This is a genomic window from Cellulosimicrobium cellulans (assembly GCF_007679345.1).
Lineage (GTDB): Bacteria > Actinomycetota > Actinomycetes > Actinomycetales > Cellulomonadaceae > Cellulomonas > Cellulomonas cellulans_A.
The window spans coordinates 124,695-145,418 of the sequence record NZ_VEGH01000014.1 but is presented as its reverse complement, the minus strand read 5'-3'; the positions used below and the strand labels follow the sequence as shown (position 1 = coordinate 145,418).

General features: G+C 77.1%; 17 protein-coding genes and 1 pseudogene. 2 read left to right on the top strand and 16 right to left on the bottom strand.

The window, feature by feature from the left end; all coding sequences use genetic code 11:
- Positions 1-46 precede the first annotated feature (46 nt).
- The 15 genes and pseudogenes from FS882_RS17290 to dacB all read right to left on the bottom strand — a co-directional run bounded on the left by FS882_RS17290 (position 47) and on the right by dacB (position 16,628).
- Positions 47-1,747, bottom strand: coding sequence for an L-aspartate oxidase (locus FS882_RS17290; protein WP_158374895.1), 1,701 nt, complete (start codon positions 1,745-1,747; stop codon positions 47-49).
- A gap of 134 nt (positions 1,748-1,881) precedes the next feature.
- Positions 1,882-2,319, bottom strand: a pseudogene (gene panD, locus FS882_RS17285) (aspartate 1-decarboxylase); the annotation flags it as partial.
- A 2-nt stretch (positions 2,320-2,321) separates the two neighbouring features.
- Positions 2,322-3,212 carry a pantoate--beta-alanine ligase gene (gene panC, locus FS882_RS17280; protein ID WP_158374891.1) on the bottom strand — a complete coding sequence of 297 codons (891 nt, stop codon included), beginning with the start codon at positions 3,210-3,212 and terminating at the stop codon, positions 2,322-2,324.
- Positions 3,209-4,330, bottom strand: coding sequence for a Rossmann-like and DUF2520 domain-containing protein (locus FS882_RS17275; RefSeq protein WP_158374889.1), 1,122 nt, complete (start codon positions 4,328-4,330; stop codon positions 3,209-3,211). Before FS882_RS17275 ends, panC begins: the two co-directional genes overlap by 4 nt.
- Positions 4,327-5,955, bottom strand: a complete 1,629-nt coding sequence (locus FS882_RS17270; protein WP_262348378.1) for a PH domain-containing protein — start codon at positions 5,953-5,955, stop codon at positions 4,327-4,329. Before FS882_RS17270 ends, FS882_RS17275 begins: the two co-directional genes overlap by 4 nt.
- Positions 5,952-6,521, bottom strand: coding sequence for a PH domain-containing protein (locus FS882_RS17265; RefSeq protein WP_158374887.1), 570 nt, complete (start codon positions 6,519-6,521; stop codon positions 5,952-5,954). Before FS882_RS17265 ends, FS882_RS17270 begins: the two co-directional genes overlap by 4 nt.
- 70 nt (positions 6,522-6,591) lie before the next feature.
- A complete protein-coding gene (locus FS882_RS17260; RefSeq protein WP_158374885.1) occupies positions 6,592-7,077 on the bottom strand; it encodes a DUF3180 domain-containing protein in 486 nt (161 codons plus the stop codon).
- Entirely contained in the window at positions 7,077-8,465 is a 1,389-nt protein-coding gene (gene folK, locus FS882_RS17255; RefSeq protein WP_158374883.1) for a 2-amino-4-hydroxy-6-hydroxymethyldihydropteridine diphosphokinase, read from the bottom strand. The genes FS882_RS17260 and folK overlap by 1 nt, the downstream gene beginning before the upstream one ends.
- Complete coding sequence (folP, locus tag FS882_RS17250; RefSeq protein ID WP_410053296.1) at positions 8,462-9,346, bottom strand: dihydropteroate synthase; 885 nt, start codon at positions 9,344-9,346, stop codon at positions 8,462-8,464. The genes folK and folP overlap by 4 nt, the downstream gene beginning before the upstream one ends.
- A 52-nt stretch (positions 9,347-9,398) precedes the next feature.
- The gene (gene folE, locus FS882_RS17245) at positions 9,399-10,001 is read right to left on the bottom strand and encodes a GTP cyclohydrolase I FolE (RefSeq protein WP_222848251.1); all 603 of its coding nucleotides are present in this window, start codon (positions 9,999-10,001) and stop codon (positions 9,399-9,401) included.
- Positions 10,002-10,003: 2 nt separating this feature from the next.
- On the bottom strand, positions 10,004-12,031 hold the full coding sequence (gene ftsH / locus FS882_RS17240) for an ATP-dependent zinc metalloprotease FtsH (protein ID WP_158374881.1): 2,028 nt from the start codon (positions 12,029-12,031) through the stop codon (positions 10,004-10,006).
- Positions 12,032-12,161: 130 nt separating this feature from the next.
- On the bottom strand, positions 12,162-12,716 hold the full coding sequence (gene hpt / locus FS882_RS17235; RefSeq protein ID WP_154730732.1) for a hypoxanthine phosphoribosyltransferase: 555 nt from the start codon (positions 12,714-12,716) through the stop codon (positions 12,162-12,164).
- Complete coding sequence (tilS, locus tag FS882_RS17230; RefSeq protein ID WP_158374879.1) at positions 12,713-13,936, bottom strand: tRNA lysidine(34) synthetase TilS; 1,224 nt, start codon at positions 13,934-13,936, stop codon at positions 12,713-12,715. The genes hpt and tilS overlap by 4 nt, the downstream gene beginning before the upstream one ends.
- A 1-nt stretch (position 13,937) precedes the next feature.
- Complete coding sequence (locus FS882_RS17225; protein ID WP_158374877.1) at positions 13,938-15,050, bottom strand: zinc-dependent metalloprotease; 1,113 nt, start codon at positions 15,048-15,050, stop codon at positions 13,938-13,940.
- Positions 15,051-15,233: 183 nt separating this feature from the next.
- Positions 15,234-16,628, bottom strand: a complete 1,395-nt coding sequence (gene dacB / locus FS882_RS17220) for a D-alanyl-D-alanine carboxypeptidase/D-alanyl-D-alanine-endopeptidase (protein WP_262348377.1) — start codon at positions 16,626-16,628, stop codon at positions 15,234-15,236.
- A 184-nt stretch (positions 16,629-16,812) separates the two neighbouring features.
- Here dacB and FS882_RS17215 point away from each other — a divergent pair, with 184 nt between their 5' ends.
- Positions 16,813-17,310, top strand: coding sequence for an inorganic diphosphatase (locus FS882_RS17215; protein ID WP_146835884.1), 498 nt, complete (start codon positions 16,813-16,815; stop codon positions 17,308-17,310).
- Between the two features lie 102 nt (positions 17,311-17,412).
- Here the strand turns inward: FS882_RS17215 and FS882_RS17210 are convergent, their stop codons facing one another.
- Positions 17,413-18,738 (bottom strand): C40 family peptidase, encoded by a 1,326-nt coding sequence (locus tag FS882_RS17210; RefSeq protein ID WP_158374873.1) that lies wholly within the window; start codon positions 18,736-18,738, stop codon positions 17,413-17,415.
- 599 nt (positions 18,739-19,337) lie between these two features.
- Here FS882_RS17210 and FS882_RS17205 point away from each other — a divergent pair.
- Positions 19,338-20,657: a bifunctional o-acetylhomoserine/o-acetylserine sulfhydrylase gene (locus FS882_RS17205; protein WP_158374871.1), complete on the top strand. Its 1,320-nt coding sequence runs from the start codon at positions 19,338-19,340 to the stop codon at positions 20,655-20,657.
- Positions 20,658-20,724 lie beyond the last annotated feature (67 nt).

The following is a 20,724-nucleotide window of genomic DNA, read 5'->3' as shown; positions in this document are numbered from 1 at the left end:
CGGGGTGGGGGTGGGAGGGTGGGGCGCCGGTGGGGTGGGGGCGCCGTCAGTCCTGGGGGGTGAGGCGCTGGGTCAGGTCGCCGTCCGGGGTCACGGTCGCCTCCACGCGGACCAGCCACGCGGCGTCGTCGCGGTCCGGGTGGTCGCTGCGCAGGTGCCCGCCCCGGGTCTCGCGCCGGGTCGCCGCCGTGGCGGTCAGCACCGTCGCGACCTGGTGCACGTTAGTGGTCTCCCACTCAGCGACCTGCGGGTCCGCCACCGGCCGCTCGCCCCCCTCGACGGCGCGGTGCGCGTCCGTCCGCACGGCCGCGAGCGCCTGCGCGGCCGCCGCCAGCCCCGCCGCGGACCGGAGCACCCCCGGACCGTCGGTGGCGATCCGCTGCACCCGGGACCGGGCCGCGCCCGCGACCAGGGCCTCGGGTCCGGGGCGCTCCACGGGCTCGGCGGGGCGCAGCGCGCCGGACTCGACGCGCCGGGCGATGTCGTGCGCGGCGCGGTGCGCGAACACCAGGCCCTCGAGCAGGGAGTTCGACGCCAGCCGGTTCGCCCCGTGCACGCCGGTGCACGCGACCTCGCCGACCGCGTACAGCCCGGGCAGCGTCGACCGGCCCGCCAGGTCGGTGACGACGCCGCCCGAGTGGTAGTGCTGCGCCGGGGCCACCGGGACCAGGTCGGTGGCCAGGTCGAGGCCGTGCTCGGCCAGCCGGGCGCCGATCGTCGGGAACCGGCGAGCGATCCGCTCGGCGCCGAGGTGCCGGGCGTCGAGCAGCACGTGGTCGGCACCGGTGCGCGCCAGCTGCCGGACGATCGCCTTCGCCACGACGTCCCGCGGCGCGAGCTCGGCCAGCGGGTGCACGCCCGACATGAACCGGTGGCCGTCGACGTCGACCAGGTGCGCGCCCTCGCCCCGGACCGCCTCGGAGATCAGCGCGAGCTGGCCCTTCACGCCGGCGCCGAGCCACAGCACCGTCGGGTGGAACTGCACGAACTCCATGTCGCCGACCGCCGCCCCCGCCCGCAGCGCCGCGGCCAGGCCGTCGCCGGTCGCCTGGACCGGGTTGGTCGACGACCGGAACACCTGCCCGATGCCGCCGGTCGCGAGGACCACCGCGGGCGCGAGCACCGCACCGACGCCGTCCCGGCTGCCCTCGCCGATCACGTGCAGCGTCACGCCGCACACCGGGCCGGGCCGGCCGTCGCGCCCGGGCGCGCCGGTGAGCACGTCCAGCACCAGCGCGTGCTCGATCACCTCGATGCCCGGGTCGGCCTGCACCGCCGCGAGCTGGGCGACGAGGGCGCGGGAGATCTCCGCGCCGGTGGCGTCGCCGCCCGCGTGCGCGACCCGGTCGGCGTGGTGGCCGCCCTCGCGGGTCAGGCTCAGCGTGCCGTCGGGCTCGGTGTCGAACACCGCGCCGCGCGCGACGAGCTCGCGGACGCGCGCCGGGCCCTCGGTGACCAGCACCTCGACGGCGCGGGGGTCGCACAGGCCGACGCCCGCGACGAGCGTGTCCCGCAGGTGCGCCTCCGGGGAGTCCGCCGGGTCGAGCGCTGCGGCGATGCCGCCCTGCGCCCACACCGTCGACCCCGACACCAGCCGGTCCTTGGTCACCAGCAGCACCCGCGGCACCCGCGTCCGCAGCTCGAGCGCCGCCGTCAGGCCGGCGATGCCGGAGCCGACGACCACGGCGTCCGCCCGGGCGGTCCAGCCCGGGGCGGGCGCGGCGAGCCGGCGGGCCAGCCGGGTCACCGTCCGGCGCCCGCGTCCCGCCCGGCGTCGTTCGCCCCCGCCCCCAGGTCGTCGCGCACCGGGTGGTCCTGCCCGTCGCGCGCCCCGTCGCTGCCGGGCCCGGCGGCCCCGTCCCGCTCCACCAGCGTCCGGCCCTGGTCGAACGGCACGCCGCTCGGGTGCAGCCCCGACGCCGCGGTCCAGGACTCCGGGACGGTGCCGGGGTCGTGCCCGGTGTCCATGATCCGGTTCTCGGCGTCGACGAGGACGACGTGCGGCTCGTACGTCCGCGCCTCGGCGTCCGACAGCATGCCGTAGGCGATGAGGATGACCACGTCGCCCGGGTGCACCAGGTGCGCGGCGGCGCCGTTGATGCAGATCTGCCCGGACCCGGCCTCGCCGGCGATCACGTAGGTGGTGAGCCGGGCGCCGTTGGTCACGTCGACGACGTCCACCTGCTGGCCGGGCAGCAGGTCGGCCGCCGCCAGCAGGTGCGCGTCGACCGTGATGGAGCCGACGTAGTGCAGGTCCGCCTGCGTCACGGTCGCGCGGTGGATCTTGCCGATCATCATCGGCCGCTGCAGCGAGGTCATGGTCACGCCCACCTGACGTCGGAGTTGTCGATCAGCCGGGTCGCGCCCACGGTGGCCGCGAGCGCCAGGACGGCCGTGCGCCCGGCCAGGTCGACGGCCTGCCCGGTCACGTCCTCGAACGTCACCGGGTCCACGAGCGCCACGTAGTCGGTGCCGACGGCGGCGTCGTCCAGCACGGCCCGCGCGGCGGCCACCACCGCGTCGGGTGCGCCGCCGGCCTCCGCGGCGGCCCGGCCGGCCGCCAGCGCGCGGCTCAGGGCGAGGGCCTGCTCCCGCTCCGCCGGCGACAGGTACGCGTTCCGCGACGACAGCGCGAGCCCGTCGGCGTCCCGGACGGTGGGCGCGCCGACGACCTCGACCGGCACGTCCAGGTCCCGCACCATGCGGCGGACAGCGGCGAGCTGCTGGACGTCCTTGCGCCCGAACAGCGCGACGTCCGGCGCCACCAGGTGCATCAGCTTGAGCACCACGGTCAGCACGCCGTCCAGGTGCCCGGGGCGGGTCGCGCCCTCGTACACGGAGCCGACCGCGCCGGCCGACACCCGCACCCCCGGGTCCCCGTCGGGGTACATGACGTCCGGGGTCGGGGCGAACACCACGTCACCCGTGCCCAGCAGGTCCGGGCCGGTGAGCGACGCCAGGTCGCCCGCCAGGTCGCGCGGGTAGCGGTCCAGGTCCTCGGTGGGCCCGAACTGCAGCGGGTTGACGAAGATCGTCACCACCACCTGCTCGCCGCGGGCGCGCGCCTCGCGCACCAGGGACAGGTGCCCGGCGTGCAGCGCGCCCATCGTCATCACGACGGCGCGCCGGCCGCCGGGGCGGGTCGCCAGCGCGTCCGCGAGCTCGCGGCGCGTGCGCGCCAGCGTGGGGGCACCCGTGCGTGCCTCGGTCATGCCTGGTCCTCCTGGTCGGCGCCGGGCGCGTCCGTCCCGCCCTCGCCCTCGTCGTCGTGCGCGCCGTGCACCGTACTCCCGTCCGGTCCCCCGGTGTGAGCCGGGCCGGCGCCACCCCGGGGTGCGCCGGGCGCCGGCGGGGGGCCGGCAGCCGGCGACGCGGACCCGGGCCCGGCGTCCGCCGCCGGGTCCCCCGTCGCCAGCACGTCCAGCAGCGCCCGCCCCTGCTCGGCGCGCAGCAGCCCGGCCGCGAGCGCCCGCCCGGTCGCCGCGCGGGACAGCGCCCGGTACGACGCCGCCACGTCGGTGGCCCCGGTGCGCACGCCGAGGTCGGTCAGCACGTCGAGGTGGTCGGCGACCGTCCCCGCGTCGCCGCGCCGCACGGGCCCGGTCAGCGTCGTGACGGCGCCGTTGGTGACCTCGCCCTCCGCGTCCCGCCCGCCGCCGGCCGACTCGGCCCGCAGCGCCCCGTCCAGGGCGGCGGTGAGCAGCGGCCGCAGCACCGCGCCGGGGTCGGCGACTCCGGCGGCGGCGAGCGCCTGCCCGGCCTGCGCGACCAGCACGACCAGGTGGTTCGCGCCGTGCGCCAGGGCCGCGTGGTAGAGCGGGCGGGCCGCCTCGTCCAGCACCACGGGCTCGCCGCCCATCTCGACCACCAGCGCCTGCCCGATCGGCAGCACCGGGGTGGGCGCGGTCACCGCGAACGTGCAGCCGACCAGCCGGGACAGGTCGAGCGACGTGCCGGTGAACGTCATCGCCGGGTGCAGCGCGATCGGGATGACCCCCTGGGCCCGCGCGGGGCCGAGCACCGCGGCCCCGTAGCGGCCCGCGGTGTGCACGACGATCTGACCCCCCTGCCAGGCGCCGGTCGCCGCGAGGCCCGCCACGAGCTCCGCCAGCGCGTCGTCGGGCACGGCGAGCAGCACCAGCTCGGAGCGGCGCACCACCTCCGGCACGTCCAGCACCGGCACGCCCGGCAGCAGCGCGTCCGCGCGCTCGCGGGACGCCTCGGACACCGCGCTCACACCGACCACCGGGTGCCCGGCCGCGCGCAGGGCGCTGCCCAGCACCGCGCCGACCCGGCCCGCGCCGACGACGCCGATCCCCAGCCGCGTCATGCCCGGCGCATCCACTGCTCCGGCCCCGCCCCGGCGCGCGCGGTCCTCGCCCGCGTCGCCTGCTCGTCGAGGAGGCCCGCGGCGACCCGCTGGTCCAGGTGGTCGACCCGCGGGGACACCGGTCCCGGCGTGGAGTGCAGCTGGAACGAGGCCAGACCGAGGCGGCGCTGCAGCGGCCCCTGCTCCAGGCCCAGGGACTGCGTCCGCTCGTGCGGCACGACGACGAGCTGGCGGACCAGCACCCCGGAGCGCAGCACCAGCGCCCGGTCGGTGACCGTCACGCCGTGCCGGCGCCAGCCCACCGGGTCCAGCCACCGCGACCGGCGGGGGGCCACCGCCCAGCCGCCGTCCGCCTCCCGGCCGGTCAGCCCGGCGTCGACCAGCGCCTGCGGGTCCTCGGTCCCCAGGTCCGGCAGCACCAGCCACAGCGCGAGCATCGCCTCCTCGCGGGTGCCGACGGGCAGCAGGACGTTCTCCGTCTGGGTCTGGTCGCCGCTGCTGCCGTAGCCCGCGACGTTCACCTCGACCCGCCACCAGTCGGGGCGCCGCCACAGCAGGCCCTGGGTGACCCGCACGGCCTGCACCCGGCCCGGCGGCACGGTCTGCGCGCGGGACTCCGTCAGGCCGTGCCGCAGCCGGATGCCGTCCGGGGAGATCGCCGCGCGGAAGTTCGCGCCGCGGTTGAACCGGGTCCAGGTGTACGACACGACGCCGAGCAGCGCGGGCAGCAGCGCGAAGGCCGAGCCCACCTGCCCGGTGCCCGCGATCAGGGCGCCCACCGCGCCGAGCATCACGACGAGCCAGATGGTCGCCGAGGACAGCAGCGTGGAGGCCAGCAGCCGGCCGACCGGCACCTCGTACACCGGGCGCTCGGGCGCCACGGGGGCCGGCCCGTCCCAGCCGTCGTCGACGTCCGGCTCGACCGGGACGGTGAGCGCGGCCGCGGGGTCGTCGGCGCCGGGGCGGTCGGTCGCGGGGACGGCGACCGGCGCCGCGCCCGGGTCGGCGCCGAGGGCGGTGGTGCCGGGCGCCGCGGGTGCGCCGGCGGGCGTCGCCGCCCCGGGGGTCGCGCCCGCGGGCCGCGGCCGGCGGCCCGGGTGCAGGCCGGCGGCGCGCGCCAGCAGCTCCGCGCGCAGCTGCTCGGCCTCGGCCTCGCGCAGGAACGCGAGCGACACCGCGGAGCCGGCCCCGCCCGCGACCTCGAGGCGGAGCTCGGACAGGCCGATGATGCGCGCGAGCAGCGGCTGCACCACGTCGACGGCCTGCAGCCGGTCGAGCCGGGCCTGGCGCTGCTGCCGGAACACCACGCCGGAGCGCAGGTGCACGGCCTCGTCGGTCACCGCGAACCGGGTCATCCGCCAGGCGATCGCGGAGTAGCCGAACCCGACCAGCGCGACCAGCACCACCACGCCCGCGACCACGAGCCACGCCCGGCCGCCGAGCCACTCGGCGAGCTGCCGCACGTCGTCGGCGGCGTTCCACGCGATGATCGCGAGCACCGCGGCGAGCACCTTCCAGCCCTTCACCGCGGGGGTGACGGGGTGCATCCGGCGCCACGCGAGGTCGTCCGCGGCCGGCTCGGGCGCGGGTGCGGGGGTCGCGGGGAGCGGGCGGTCCGCGGTCACAGCCCCGCCAGCCGGGCCTCGCCCCGGGACGCCAGCTGGTCGCGCAGCCGCGCCGCCTCGGCGGTGGGCAGGCCGTCGATCGAGGCGTCGGTGCCGGGCGAGGCGGTGTGCAGCTGCACGGACGCGATGCCGAGCCTGCGGGCCAGCGGGCCGGCCGTCACGTCGACGTACTGCATGCGGCCGTACGGCACGACGACCATCGAGCGGAACAGGATGCCCCGGCGCAGCAGCAGGTCGTCCGCCCGCTCGGCGTAGCCCATCGCCCGGACCTGGCGCGGCACCAGCCACACGACCCACGCGACGAGCACGGCGACCAGCGCGGCCGACGCCCAGACCCACACGGAGCCGGCGATCGCCGCGACGACGACCAGCGCGACCAGCGGGACGCCCAGCCAGGCGAGCGCGACCACCAGGCGCGCGGAGGCCAGGCGCGGGGACACCGGGGTCCACTCGACGCCGGCGGGCTCGAAGGGCTCGCTCTCTCGCACGGGCTCGGCGCCGGGCGCGGGGGCCGGCGCGGGCGCGACGTCGGGCTGCGGGCGGCTGGCACCCTCGGGCGTGCTCATGCGCACCATCCTCGCATCGTGCGGCGCCGCGGCGCCCGGGACCTGCGCCGGTCCCCCGGACGCGCCCGGCTCAGCCCGCGGCCGCGTCCGGCGAGGTGCCCGGCGCCTGCTCCGGGTCCTCGGGCGGCGGGATCCGGCACATCCACTCCACCACCAGCCCGGCGGCGGTCAGCACCAGCGCGCCGAGCACCGCGAGCCCCGCGGACAGCGCCCGGTCCCGCTGGGCCTCGATCCCGAGGTCGCCGAGCACGTCGAGCACCTGCGCCGCGTACCAGCCGGTCAGCAGCGCGCCGGTGTAGCAGGACGCCTTCGCGAGCACGGCGGTCCGCGCCGCGCGCATCGGGTCGAGCGTCGGGTGCTTGCCGCGCAGGTACTGCCGCACCGACCAGCCCATCGCCAGCACGACGGCGGCGATCAGCACCAGGACCCCGACCATCAGCCAGGGCACCTGCGGCAGCACCACGCCCCGGCTGCCCAGCGCGCGGACCACGAGCCAGCCGACCGCCGTCGCCAGGACGGCGACCAGCACCAGCGTGCGGAGGCGGGTGCGCTGCATCAGAGGTCCCGCCGGCCCGGTGCGGGGTCCCCGAGCGGGTCGGCCCGCTCGACGGGACCCTCGGCGATCGGGTCACCCGTGGCGGCGGGGTCCTCACCGCCGATCGGCTCCGGGACGCCGTCCCCGACGGGCGCGGGCGCCGCGCCCGGGTCGGGCTGGGCGGCGGGCACGGGGGCGGTCAGCCAGTCGAGCGCGAGCCAGCGGACCCCGTCCCGGTCGGGCGCCGTGGCGGCGAGCTGGGCGACGGGGCCGCCGCCCAGGCCGTGCAGCACGGCGTCCGGCTGCACCTGCGCCCACGGCTGGAGCACGAACGCCCGCTCGTGGGCCCGGGGGTGCGGCAGCTCCAGGTCGTCGGTCACGGCCGAGACGTCGCCGTAGACGATGATGTCGACGTCGAGGGTGCGCGGGCCCCAGTGCACGAGCCGCTCGCGCCCGTGCCGCCGCTCGACCTCCGCCGTGGCGCGCAGCAGGTCCCGCGGGGACAGCGTGGTGCGGGCGATCAGCACCGCGTTGAGGAAGTCGGGCTGCTCCGGCCCGCCGACGGGGGCGGTGCGGGCCAGCGCCGAGACGTCGAGCACCTCCAGGCCCGGGACGGCGGCCAGGTCGGCCACGGCGTCGCGGAGGGTGTCCTGCGCGGCGCCCAGGTTCGAGCCGATGGCGAGCACGACCTCGACCGGGGCGTCGGGCGCGGCGTCGAGGGCGTCCTGCACCAGCTCGGCCTCGACCACCTCGTCCTCGGCGTCCCAGGCGTCCTCGGGCGCGCTCGGCACAGGGCCGGCGGGCGCCGGCGGCACGTCGAGGTCGCCGGGCACGGCGACCGCGGCGAGCGGCAGCACAGCGGTGGCCCCGGGTGCCACGGGCGCGACGGGCTCGACCGGCGCCGTCGGGGGCACCGGTGCGGGCTCGGCCAGGGGCACCGCCGGCGCGCCGGCGGCCTCCGGCAGCCACCGCGGCGCGTCGTCCGGCACCGGCTCCGCGGCCGGCAGCCAGGTCCGGTCCCGGCGCACCTCGACCACCACGTCCCCGAACGGCACGGTGATCGGCGCCTGCGGCTTGTGCACGGCGACGTCGACGCACTGCACCTGCGGGTGCGCGAGCACGGTCGCGGCGATCCGCTCGGCCACGGTCTCGACCAGGTCGGCCGGCTCGCCCGCGAGCACCGTCACCACCTGCTCCGCGAGAACGCCGTAGTTGAGGGTGTGCCGCAGGTCGTCGGTCGCCGCGGCGCGCCGGGTGTCGAGGTGTGCGACCACGTCGGCGACGAACGTCTGCCCCTCGCGGCGCTCGTGGTCGAACACGCCGTGGTACCCGGTCGCCGTGACGCCGGTCAGCCGGATCCGGTCCAGCCGGTGGCCGTCCCGCCCGGGCACGTCCGCCTCGTCGCTCATCCCTCGTCCTCCCCGGACGGCGCAGCCGCCCTCCACCGGGCCGCGACGCGCACCGCGTCGGCCGTTCCTCGTGCCTCGTGCACCCGCACGCACCACGCCCCCGCGGCCGCGGCGAGCGCCGACACCGCCGCGGTCGCGGCGTCCCGCTGCTCGGGCCCGACCGGCACGCCGTCCTCGCCCGCCAGCAGGTGGCCGAGGAACCGCTTGCGCGAGGCGCCGACCAGCACCGGGAACCCGTCGGCGACGAGCTCGGGCAGCCGAGCGAGCAGCGGCCAGTTCGCGGAGCCGGGCTTGGCGAACCCCAGCCCCGGGTCGAGCACGACCTGGTGGTCGGCGACCCCGGCCGCGCGCAGCTCGGCGACCCGGTCGGCGAGCTCGCGGCGCACGTCCGTCACCACGTCGTCGTACTGCGCCAGGGAGTCCATGACGTCCGCGTGCCCGCGCCAGTGCATCGCCACGTACACGACGCCGGTGCGGGCGACGACCTCGCGGATCGCCGGGTCGGCCAGGCCTCCGGACACGTCGTTGACCACCACGGCCCCCGCGGCCACGGCCGCCTCCGCCACCTCGGCGCGCGTGGTGTCCACGCTGACGGCCGCGCCGCGGGACGCCAGCTCGCGGATCACCGGCAGCACCCGGTCCAGCTCCTCGGCCACGGGCACCCGCTCGGCACCCGGCCGCGTCGACTCGCCGCCGACGTCCAGCAGGTCCGCCCCGTCGGCCAGCAGCCCCAGCCCGTGGGCCACCGCGGCGTCGGGCGCGAACCACCGCCCGCCGTCGGAGAACGAGTCCGGCGTCACGTTCACCACCCCCATGACCAGGGTCCGGCCCGCCCGACCGGCGTCGGTCAGCCCGGGCGGGAGCGGCGAGGGGGTGCGCACGCAGTCAGCCTAGGCGGTCGTCGGGGGCCCGCGGGAACCGGGTCCGCGCCCCTCAGCGGGCCGTGACGAGGCTCATCGCCTCGGCGCGGGTCGCCGGGTCGCGCATCTGCCCGCGCACCGCGGACGTGACGGTGCGGGAGCCGGGCTTGCGGACGCCGCGCATCGACATGCACAGGTGCTCGCACTCGACGACGACCAGCACGCCGCGCGGTTCCAGGATCTCGACCAGCGCGTCCGCGATCTCGCCCGTCATGCGCTCCTGCACCTGCGGCCGGCGCGCGTAGACGTCGACGAGGCGCGCGAGCTTGCTCAGGCCGGTGACCTTCCCGGAGGTTCCGGGGATGTAGCCGATGTGCGCGACGCCGTGGAACGGCACGAGGTGGTGCTCGCAGGTCGAGTACACCTCGATGTCCCGGACCAGGACCATCTCCTCGTGCCCGATGTCGAAGGTCGCGCTGAGCACGTCCCGCGGGTCCTGGCGCAGGCCGGCGAAGATCTCCTGGTACGCCCGCGCCACGCGCGCCGGCGTGTCCCGCAGCCCCTCGCGCTCGGGGTCCTCCCCCACCGCGAGCAGCAGCTCCCGGACCGCCGCCTCCGCCCGGGCGGCGTCGTAGGGCGGGACCTCGCGGCGGCGGCCGCGGCCGTCGGCCGCCACGCTCAGGCGTCCGGCGTCTGGTTCGGCGGCACCTCGACCACGACGGCGGCGGGGTGCTCGTCCCGGGCCGCGGCGGCCTCGTCCTGCGGGACGACGGACCCGTTCTGCTCCGCCTTCTCCTTCGCGGTCAGCACCGGCGGGCGGTCGGAGACCGAGCGCTGCTCGCTGGACAGCCACACCTCGCGCGGCGGGCGCTTGGTGATCGGCTCGAAGATGACCGCCAGCTCCTGCTGGTTGAGGGTCTCCTTCTCCAGGAGCTCCAGCACCAGGTGGTCCAGCACGTCGCGGTACTCGACGAGGATCTCCCACGCCTCGGTGTGCGCGGCGTCCATGAGCTTGCGGACCTCGACGTCGACCGTGCCGGCGACCGTCTCGGAGTAGTCGCGGCCGTGGCCCATGTCCCGGCCCATGAACGGCTCGCTGCCGTCCGAGCCGAGCTTCACGGCGCCGACGCGCTCGCTCATGCCGTACTGCGTGACCATCTTGCGGGCCGTGGCGGTGGCCTTCTCGATGTCGTTGCTGGCGCCGGTCGTCGGGTCGTGGAACACGAGCTCCTCGGCCACCCGGCCGCCCATGGCGTACGCGAGCTGGTCGAGCAGCTCGTTGCGGGTGGTGGAGTACTTGTCCTCGGTCGGCATGACCATCGTGTAGCCGAGCGCGCGGCCACGGGGCAGGATCGTCACCTTCGTCACCGGGTCGGTGTACCGGAGCGCCGCCGCCACCAGGGCGTGGCCGCCCTCGTGGTACGCGGTGATCTTCTGCTCCTTGACCTTCATCACGCGGGTGCGCTTCTGCGGGCCGGCGATGACGCGGTCGATGGCCTCGTCCAGCGCGCGGTTGTCGATGATCTGCGCGTTCGACCGCGCGGTGAGCAGCGCGGCCTCGTTCAGCACGTTGGCCAGGTCCGCGCCGGTGAAGCCGGGCGTGCGGCGGGCGACGGCCTGGAGGTCGACGTCGGTCGCCATCGGCTTGCCCTGCGCGTGCACCTGGAGGATCCGCTCGCGGCCCTTGAGGTCCGGCGCCTCGACCGACACCTGCCGGTCGAACCGGCCCGGGCGCAGCAGCGCGGGGTCGAGGATGTCGGGGCGGTTGGTCGCCGCGATGAGGATGACGTTCGTCTTGACGTCGAAGCCGTCCATCTCGACCAGCATCTGGTTGAGGGTCTGCTCGCGCTCGTCGTGGCCGCCGCCCATGCCCGCGCCGCGGTGCCGGCCGACGGCGTCGATCTCGTCGATGAAGATGATCGCCGGGGCGTTCTGCTTGGCCTGGTCGAACAGGTCGCGCACGCGGCTCGCGCCGACGCCGACGAACATCTCGACGAAGTCCGAGCCGGAGATCGAGTAGAACGGCACGCCCGCCTCGCCCGCGACCGCGCGCGCCAGCAGGGTCTTGCCCGTCCCGGGCGGGCCGTACAGCAGCACGCCCTTCGGGATCTTCGCGCCGACCGCCTGGAACTTCTCCGAGTCGGAGAGGAACTCCTTGATCTCGTGCAGCTCCTCGACGGCCTCGTCCACGCCGGCGACGTCCGCGAACGTCACCTGCGGGGTCTCCTTGGTGACGAGCTTGGCCTTCGACTTGCCGAAGGACATCACCCGCGAGCCGCCGCCCTGCATGGACGACATGAGGAACCAGAACAGGCCCAGGATGATGACGAACGGCAGCACCAGCGTCAGGAGGCTGCCCCACCACGACTGCTGCGGGACGTCCGAGGTGTACCCGCCGGACGGGTCCGCGTCGGCGATGGCCTCCACCACGGTCGGCCCCTGCGGCACGACGTAGTAGAACTGCACGTTCTTGCCGAGGTTGTCGCCGTCCTTGACGAAGTCCTCGGACAGCGTGAGGTCGACCCGCTGCGACCCCTCGGTGACCAGGGCCTGCTCGACCTTGCCGTCCTTCAGCAGCTCGAGGCCGTCGGAGGTGTCGATGCGCTGGACGCCGGAGGACATGAAGGCGCTGGCCGCGATCCACAGGATCACGACGGCGACGACGATCCACAGGACGGGTCCGCGGGTGAGGCGCTTGAGTGTCATGTGCAGACGGGGGCAGGCCCCCTCGTCCCTCCGGTCGCAGGGGTGGAGTCTTCAGAAGTTACACGCCGAACCTGGGGCGGACGGCCCGTGTTCGCCCAGGGCAGGACGCACCCCCGCGCGGGACCCGCGGTCAGGACGAGTAGACGTGCGGCGCCAGGGTGCCGACGAACGGCAGGTTGCGGTACTTCTCCGCGTAGTCGAGGCCGTAGCCGACGACGAACTCGTTCGGGATGTCGAACCCGACGTAGCGCACGTCCACCTCGACCTTGGCGGCCTCCGGCTTGCGCAGCATCGTGGCGATCTCGACCGACGCCGGGCCGCGGCTGCGCAGGTTCGCGAGCAGCCAGGACAGGGTCAGGCCGGAGTCGATGATGTCCTCGACGATCAGCACGTGCCGGCCCGTGAGGTCGGCGTCCAGGTCCTTGAGGATCCGCACGACGCCGGAGGACTTGGTGCCGGAGCCGTAGGAGGACACCGCCATCCAGTCCATCGCGAGCGGGGTGCTGATCCGGCGGGCCAGGTCGGCCATCACCATGACGGCGCCCTTGAGCACACCGACGAGCAGGATCTCCCGCCCGGCGTAGTCCGCGTCGATCTGCGCGGCGATCTCGTCCAGGCGGGTGCCGAGCTGCTCCTCGGTGAGGAGCACGCGCTCCAGGTCCGCGCCCATGTCGTCCACGTTCACCGCTGCGGCTCTCCCTCGTCGTCCGGGTCGACGGCCCGGCGTGCCCCCGGGCCCGCGCGCACGACGTCGCCCGGGACGGACGACGGGGATGCTGCGCGCAGCGCAAGCCTGCCACACGCGCGCCACGCCGCGACGCGCCCGGGCAGGTGCACGGGCCCCTGCCCGCGCCAGTCGGTGACGAGCGCGGCGACGGCCGCCACGTGCGCCCGGCTGACGGACCCGGCGGGGGCGCCCGCGCGGACGGCGGCGGCCCGCAGGGCGCGGTGCCGCAGGGCCGCGGGAGCGGCGGCGAGGACGGCGGGGTCGAGCAGGACGGCGGGGGCGGGGGTGCCGCCGGGGGCACCCGCGGCGCCCGGCGTCGCGGGGCCTGGCGTCGCGGGCTCGCGACCCGCGGGACCGCCGGTCGCGCGGGTGCCCGCTGCGCCCGCCGCCGGAGCCGCCGCGGCGGCCTCCGCGCGGGCCAGCAGGTCGGCCGCCAGCGCGTCGAGCGCATCCGCGTCCTCGCGCAGCAGGTCCGCCGACCGGGCGAGCGCGGCCGCGACCCCCGGGCCGAGCTCGCGCTCCAGCACCGGCAGCACCCGCGCGCGGACCCGGGACCGGGCCGGGGCGCCGGCGTCGCCCTCGGACGGCACGTTCGTCGGGTCGTGCCACGGGTCCAGCCCGAGCGCGGCGCACGCGGCGACCGTCTCGGCGCGCGACAGCCCCAGCAGGGGCCGGCGCAGCACGCCGCGGACCGCGGGCATCCCGGCGAGCGACCGCGCCCCGGAGCCGCGGGCCAGGCCCAGCAGCACGCCCTCGGCCTGGTCGTCGCGGGTGTGCCCGAGCAGCACCGCCGCCGCGCCGTGCCGGTCCGCGGCGGCGGTGAGGGCCGCGTACCGGGCGTCCCGCGCCGCGGCCTCCGGACCGCCCGACCCGGTCGCGTCGACCGCCACCACCTCCACCGGGTCCAGGCCGAGCGCCCGGCAGTCCCGCGCCGCCCGTCCCGCGACCGCGGCGCTGCCCGGCTGCAGGCCGTGGTCGACGACGACCGCCCCGACGCGCGGTCCGGGCGCGCCGCGCCGGGCCCGGGACCCCGCCACGAACGCCGCCCCGGCCGCGAGGGCCAGCGAGTCCGGGCCGCCCGAGCAGGCGACGAGCACCAGGGCACCGTCCGGGAGGTCCGCGAGCGCCGCCGCCGCGGCCCCGCGGACGGCGGCGACCGCCGGGTGGGGACCGGCCACGTCAGCCGTGCACCCGGCGCACCCAGGCGGCCGGGTCCGCGATCTCGGCGGCGGACGGCAGCGCGTCCGCCCCGGTCCACACCGCGTTCAACCCGTCGGTGCCGACCCGGCGGCGGACCGCGCGCACGAACGCCGCGCCCTCGCGGTACTGGGCGAGCTTCACGTCCATCCCGAGCACCGCGCGCAGGGCGGTGCGCATCCCGCCGGTACCCGCGGCGCCGTCCCGGCGCGCCTCGAACCGGCGGCGGATGCGGCGCACCGAGGGCACGACCGCCCGGCCCACGGCGTCCATCGTCACGTCGGCGTGCCCCTCGAGCAGCGCCATCGCGGCGCCGACCTCGTCGAGCAGCACCCGCTGCCGGGGGTCGAGGAGGTCGAGCAGCGACCGGGGGCGTCGGCCGGCGGCCCCGCCCGCGGCGGGGGCCCCGCCCGCGACGGCGGCGCACCCGGGCGCGCCCGCCGCCTGCTCCGCGGCCCCCTCCGGCGTGGCCCGCTGCTGCGCGGTCCGCTGCTCCGCGGCGGCGCCGCCCCGGGGCGACCACCACGGCCGCCCGGCGTCCTCCGCCAGCAGGGCGCGCAGCCGGTCGGTCAGGTGCCCGACCAGCCACGGCGCGGCGGCGAACTGCTGGGCGTGGGTCTGCTCGTGCAGCGTCACCCACAGCCGGAAGTCGGCGGGGTCGACGCCGAGCGCGCGCTCGACCGCGAGCACGTTCGGCGCGACGAGCAGCAGCGTCCCGCGGCCGCCCCAGGGGTCGTACTGCCCGAGCACCGCGCCCGACAGCAGGCCGAGCACCGCGGCGACCTGCCCGGCACCGGCGGTGCCGCGCAGCCCGCGGGCCGCAGGCACCCCCACCCGGTCGGTCAGCGCGGCCAGCGAGCGGACGTTGGCCCGGGCCCAGGACGCGCGGTCGACGACCCGCACCTCGTGCGCGGGGGCGCCCGGGTCGGCGGCCGACATGCCGGTGATCCGCGCCACGTGCTCCGCGGCGACCGGCGCCGCGGCGCGCAGGTCCGCCACGACCGCCTCCCGCTCGGCGCGCGTGGCGGCGGGCCCGGACCGCACCGCGCGCGCGGCGAGCCGGGCGGCCAGGTCCCAGTCGACGGCGGGCTGCACCCGCCCACCGTAACCACGCGGCGCCGCGGGTCGCCGCGCGGGGCCGCGCCGGTCCGCGTCTCCACCCGATCGTCCCGCCGCCACCCGACCGATCGGCAGGCACCGGGACGATCCGGTGGGGATCAGGCCGCGGGCGCGCGAGCGCCCGCCCGCGCGACCAGCCCGCCCGCGCCCCGCCCGGGGTCAGCCCCGGCAGCCGCAGCCCGCGAGCGCCGAGACGAACCCGTCGAGCGCCTGGCGGGGCTGGTACTGCCCCACCGCCCCGGTCTGGTCGGCCATGAGCACGAACAGCAGCAGCCGGCCGTCGGCGTCCAGCACCGACCCGGCGAGCGAGGTGACGCTGGTCAGGCTGCCCGTCTTCGCGCGCACCAGCCCGGTCGCGTCACCGGACCGGAACCGGTCGGCGAGCGTCCCGGTCAGGCCGCCGATCGGCATGCCGTTGCTCACCTCGCGCAGCTCGGGGTGCGCCGGGTCCACGACCAGCTGCAGGAGGTCGAGCAGCATCCGCGGCGGCAGCGCCGACCCGTCCGCCAGGCCGGAGGCGTCGGCCAGCGTCGCGCCGGCGGTGTCCACGCCGAGGGTCTGCGCGGTGCGCAGCACCGCCTGGGTGGCGCCCTCGAAGCTGCCGGGCAGGCCCAGGTCGAGCGCGACCATCCGGGCGACCACCTCGGTGATCGTGTTGTCCGAGGTGTCGAGGAAGTACTGCGCGACCTCGGGCACCGGCGCCGAGGACACGACGCCGAGCACGTCGCCGGTCGCCGGCGCGGACACCCGCGCCGGGCTGCCGGTGACGGTGATGCCGGCCTCGGTGAGCCGGGCGGCGAACTCCGTGGCGGCGTGCAGCGCGGGGTCGGCCCGGCGGGGCGGGTACTCCCCCGCGGAGATCTTCGCGATGTCGACGGCCAGCGGCGCGACCGGGGCGACGTACCCGGCGGCCAGGTCGGCGGGGTCCCAGCCGGGCGCGGTCGCCGGCCCGCTGAACAGCGTGTCGTCGAGGCCGACGGTCACGGTGTCCCGGCCGGCCAGGCGCAGCTGCACCGCCACCTCGGCCGCGAGGTCGGCGAGGCCGGCGCGGCCGTTCACCGCGTCCGGGTCGCCCGCGCCCGCGGCCAGCATCATGTCGCCGCCGCCGACCAGGACGACCTGGTCCCCGGCGCCCTGACGCACCGTGGTGTCGAAGGTGCGGTCGGCCCCGAGCCGGGTCAGCGCCGCGACGCCGGTGACGAGCTTCGCCGTGGACGCGGGCGTGCGTGCCGCGTCGGAGGCGTGCTCGCCCAGCACCTCGCCGGTGAGCGCGTCGGCCACCACCGCCCCCACGCTGGGTCCCAGCCGCGGGTCGACCGCGAGGCCGTCCAGGAGCGGCTGCACCCGGGCGGCGTCCGGCGCCGGGACCGCGGGGTCCAGGTCGGCGAGCACCGCGGCGCCCGCGCCGGTCGTGGTCGCCCCGGGCACCTGGGGGAACGGGGCCGCCGGCGCGGCCTCGGGCGCGAGCGTGACCACCCCCGGGACGACGTCGTAGGCGTCCGCGGTCGCGTAGGCGCCGCCCGCGAGCACCAGCACGAGCGCCGAGACGCCCACCGTCCTTCCCGCGCGCGCCACCGGACCACCCGTTCCCGTCGACATCCGCGGCCCGGGCCACCGCCGAGCCGTCCGTGCGTCACACTAGGGGCTTGAAGGCGACGGGCCACCACCTGGCACGCCGCCGTGATCAGCTGCGCGCCGCAGCGCCACGGTCGCCGGCGGCGGAGACGAAGGAGCAGGTGTGGAGTTCGACGTCACGATCGAGATCCCCAAGGGCCAGCGGAACAAGTACGAGGTCGACCATGCGACCGGACGGATCCGCCTGGACCGCATGCTGTTCACCTCGACCCGGTACCCCGACGACTACGGCTTCATCGACGGCACGCTGGGCGAGGACGGCGACCCGCTGGACGCGCTCGTGCTGCTCGAGGAGCCGACGTTCCCCGGCTGCCTGATCCGCTGCCGCGCGCTGGGCATGTTCCGCATGCGCGACGAGGCCGGCGGCGACGACAAGGTGCTCTGCGTGCCGACGGGCGACCAGCGCGCCGCGTGGCGCCAGGACATCGACGACGTCTCGGACTTCCACCGCCTCGAGATCCAGCACTTCTTCGAGGTCTACAAGGACCTGGAGCCGGGCAAGTCGGTCGAGGGCGCGCACTGGGTCGGCCGCGCCGAGGCCGAGGCCGAGATCGAGCGCTCCCGGCAGCGCGCGATCGACGCGGGGTACGACCAGCACTGAGCAGGACGGCCCGCCTCCCGGCGGGCCGTGCACGACGACGGGCCCCGGTGCGCAGCACGCGCGCCGGGGCCCGTCGTCGTCGCCCGCGGGGGCGGCGCCGGCTCAGCCGACGCGGCCCGCGTAGGCCATGGAGTTCGAGTACCGCATGGCGGCGACCCGCACCGGCTTGCCCTCGCTCGGGGCCTCGAGGATCTGGCCGTTCCCGATGTAGAGCGCCACGTGGTAGACGCTGCTCGCGTCGTTCTTGTTGGTGCCCCAGAACACCAGGTCGCCCGGCTGCAGGTCGCTGTACGCGATCTTGGTGACCTGGCGGTACTGGTCGCGGGAGGTGCGGTTCAGGCTGACGCCGGCCGCCTTCCACGCGCCCTGGGTCAGGCCCGAGCAGTCGTACCCGTTGGGACCGGTGCCGCCCCAGACGTAGGGCAGGCCCAGCTTGGTCCGGGCCCAGGCGATCGCGGTCTCCGCCTTGCTCGCGGACACCGGCGGCGGGGTCGTGACCGGGGGCGGGGTGACGGGCGGCGTCGTGACCGGCGGCGGGGTGGGCGTCGAGGGGGTGCCGGGGTTCGACGGCGTGCTGGGCGTCGAGGGCGTGCTCGGCGTCGAGGGCGTGCTGGGCGTCGACGGCGCGGTCGTCCCCCCGCCCGCCGCCGGCGTCGTGCTGCCGCCGCCCGCCGCGGGCGTGCCGACCGCGGGGGTGGCGGTGCGCTCGGCCTGGGCGGCGGCCTCGGCGCGCTGCCGGCGCTCGGCGTCGATCTGGTCCTGGCGCGCCTGCTCGACCTCGGCGCTGGTGCTCCGGGCGGCGGCGAGCTGCTGGATCAGGCCCGCGCGCTCCGCCTGCGCGGAGGCGACGGCCGCGTCGGCGTCCGCCTGCGTCTGCTGCGCCGCGGCGAGCGCGTCCTCGGCCCCGGCCGCGGCGGCCGTGCGCGCGGCGGCGGCCTCGTCGGCCTTGCCCTTGAGCGTCGTGGCGACCTGCTCGGCGGCGAGGTAGCCCTGCACGGCCTGGTCGGCCTTCGAGCTGACGTGCGACAGCCCCTCGCTGCGCTGGACGACCTCCTCGAAGCCGTCGGCGGAGAGCAGGGCCTGCAGGGTGTCCATCGAGCCGCCCGAGCGGGCCGCCTCGCGGGCGATCGCGACCAGCGTCGCCCGGGCGGAGGTGAACTGCTCCTGCGCCTCGTCGTACCGCGTGGCGGCGTCGGCGGCCGCCTGCTGCGCGGCGGCCAGGTCGGCCTGGGCCTGCGCGTACGCCTCACCCGCCTGCTGCACCGCCACCTGGCTGGTCTCGGCCTGCGTGCTGAGCTCCGCGAGCCGGACCTCGATGCCGGCGACCGCCGAGGACGCGGACGACACGGCCTGCCGCGCGTCCCGGACGTCCTGGTCGCTCACGTCCGGGTCGGCCAGCGCCACCCCGCCCGCGGGCAGCAGGAGCACCGCCGCCGTGATCGCCGCGGCTGCCCCGCGCGCCGCGCGCGCTCGTCCCGTCGTCCGCACCCGTCTGCCTCTCGTCGCCTGTCCGCCGCCCCCCGCGCACGTCGTGCGCGGCCGGGGCCGGCGGAAAGTCCCGCGCCCCGCGAAGGACGCTACCGGGGAAAATCACAGAAGTGAACACGAGTCACACCGTTCACACGAGTCACATCGGCGTGGTTCGGGACGAACCGGACAGCGACGGACGCGAATCACCCGCCCGGAGCACGCGGACGGGTCCCGACGTGCCGTTCTGCCCACCCGGGACGTCGCGCGGTGGACAGCGTGTCCCATCATCCGAGACGGCTGTTCCACCTCCTGGTGGCCGCTCCGTACTGTGGGCCGCATGTCCCGCCGAATGTGTCGCTGACCAGCGCACGCTCGGCTGTGCCCGCAGGCCCCCCGGGGCACGCGGCCCCGGCGCCCCCGCAGACCGCGACACCGACCGTCGCCCGGGGCGCCGCACACCGGCACCGGCCGCCCGGGACCCCTCCTGGCACGACGCGCGTGCGCACCGCCCACCACCCGCCCGCACCGCCAGCCCCCACGCACGCCAGGAGAGCCCGATGACCCAGTCGCAGTGGTCCTTCGAGACCCGCCAGATCCACGCCGGCCAGACGCCCGACAGCGCCACCGGCGCCCGTGCCCTGCCGATCTACCAGACCACGTCCTACGTGTTCCCCGACGCCGGCGTCGCCGCCGACCGGTTCGCGCTCAAGGACCTCGGCCCGATCTACACCCGGATCGGCAACCCCACCGTCCAGGCCGTCGAGGACCGGATCGCCTCGCTCGAGGGCGGCGTCGGCGCGCTGCTGCTCGCGTCCGGCCAGGCCGCCGAGACGTACGCGATCCTCAACATCGCCGAGGCCGGCAGCCACGTCGTCGCCAGCCCGAGCCTGTACGGCGGCACCTACAACCTGCTGCACCACACGCTCCCCCGGTTCGGCATCGAGACGACGTTCGTCACCGACCCGCACGACCCGCAGGCGTGGCGCGACGCGGTCCGCCCGAACACCAAGGCCTTCTTCGCGGAGACGGTGCCGAACCCGAAGCAGGACGTCCTCGACATCGAGACCGTCGCCGGCGTCGCCCACGAGGCCGGCGTCCCGCTGATCGTCGACAACACCGTCCCGACGCCGTACCTGATCCGGCCGCTGGAGTGGGGCGCGGACGTCGTCGTGCACTCGGCGACCAAGTACCTCGGCGGGCACGGCGCGGCCATCGGCGGCGTGATCGTCGACGGCGGCACGTTCGACTACGGCGCCGATCCCGAGCGCTATCCCTCGTTCAACACGCCCGACCCGTCCTACGACGGCCTGGTGTTCGCGCGGGACCTCGGGAAGGACGGGGCGTTCGGGGTCAACCTCTCCTACGTGCTGCGCGCGCGGGTGCAGCTGCTCCGCGACCTCGGGGCGGCGATCAGCCCGTTCAACGCGTTCCTCATCGCCCAGGGCCTGGAGACGCTGTCGCTGCGGGTCGAGCGGCACGTCGCCAACGCCCAGAAGGTCGCCGAGTGGCTGGAGGCCCGGGACGACGTGCTGTCGGTGACCTACGCCGGCCTGCCGTCGCACCCGCAGTACGAGCTCGGCCGCAAGTACGGCCCGAACGGCACCGGCGCGGTCCTCGCGTTCGAGGTCGAGGGCGGGGCCGCCGCGGGCCAGGCGTTCGTCTCGGCGCTGGAGCTGCACTCCAACGTCGCGAACATCGGCGACGTCCGCTCGCTGGTCATCCACCCGGCCTCGACCACGCACAGCCAGCTGACGCCCGAGGAGCAGGCGCTGTCCGGCGTCACGCCCGGGCTGGTCCGGCTCTCCGTCGGCCTGGAGGGGATCGAGGACATCCTCGCCGACCTCGACGCCGGCTTCCGCGCCGCCAAGGGGGCCTGAGCGACCCCGTGCCCGCCACCCGATCCACCCCGACGGGCGCCGCGACCCCCGCGGCGCCCGTCGGCGC

Excerpts from the sequence above, each read along its gene's own strand:
- FS882_RS17275 (WP_158374889.1), bottom strand. The coding sequence starts at position 4,330 with ATGACGCGGCTGGGGATCGGCGTCGTCGGCGCGGGCCGGGTCGGCGCG.
- folK (WP_158374883.1), bottom strand. The coding sequence starts at position 8,465 with ATGAGCGACGAGGCGGACGTGCCCGGGCGGGACGGCCACCGGCTGGAC.
- FS882_RS17205 (WP_158374871.1), top strand. The coding sequence starts at position 19,338 with ATGACCCAGTCGCAGTGGTCCTTCGAGACCCGCCAGATCCACGCCGGC.
- ftsH (WP_158374881.1), bottom strand. The coding sequence starts at position 12,031 with ATGACACTCAAGCGCCTCACCCGCGGACCCGTCCTGTGGATCGTCGTC.
- FS882_RS17265 (WP_158374887.1), bottom strand. The coding sequence starts at position 6,521 with ATGAGCACGCCCGAGGGTGCCAGCCGCCCGCAGCCCGACGTCGCGCCC.
- FS882_RS17260 (WP_158374885.1), bottom strand. The coding sequence starts at position 7,077 with ATGCAGCGCACCCGCCTCCGCACGCTGGTGCTGGTCGCCGTCCTGGCG.
- panC (WP_158374891.1), bottom strand. The coding sequence starts at position 3,212 with ATGACCGAGGCACGCACGGGTGCCCCCACGCTGGCGCGCACGCGCCGC.